Annotated in this window: 2 pseudogenes; both read left to right on the top strand. The window is 54.1% G+C overall.

The features are described from left to right. Positions 1–203: 203 nt before the first annotated feature. Positions 204–314: pseudogene (locus tag EZM41_RS14400) on the top strand (hypothetical protein); the annotation flags it as partial. Positions 315–363: 49 nt separating this feature from the next. After that, positions 364–495 (top strand): annotated as a pseudogene (locus EZM41_RS11035) (ribonuclease E/G); the annotation flags it as partial.

Raw genomic sequence — 495 nt, 5'->3', positions numbered from 1 at the left:
CGAGAGTTTTGCCGAAGTGAGGCAAAAGCCTCTGCAAAAATAACTGCGTCCTGGCCTGCTTCGGCCTCACGAAGATTTCGTGAGGCGGACCTTCTTCTACGATAACTCCCTCATCCATAAATATTACACGGCTTGAGACGATAATCCCTGTCCTCTTCCCGGCGGCCCTCCCGGGCATAGTAGAAGCATGTCTCTTGGGGATCATGCGCGCCGTGGGAGAGACGATGGTCGTATTGATGGCCGCCGGCGGTGCACCAATACTTGGGCCCGCACTGGCCATGGCCTGGGGGTGGTGGGCAGGTCTGCTTTGGATATGGTTCGGCAAGATCCTTATAGGAGCGGTCCACGATTATCTTTCCATCATGGCTTCCGTCGGGGGGCTATCTCGTGATCGATCAGACGGAGGCTTTCACGATAATCGATGTGAATACTGGAAAATATGTGGGCAAGGCCAACTTGAGGCAGACCGTATTAGATACGAACTTAGAGGCAGCT

The organism is Acetomicrobium sp. S15 = DSM 107314 (assembly GCF_016125955.1).
Lineage (GTDB): Bacteria > Synergistota > Synergistia > Synergistales > Thermosynergistaceae > Thermosynergistes > Thermosynergistes pyruvativorans.
Note: the sequence above shows the minus strand (reverse complement) of the source record. Positions and strands in the feature narration are given on the sequence as shown.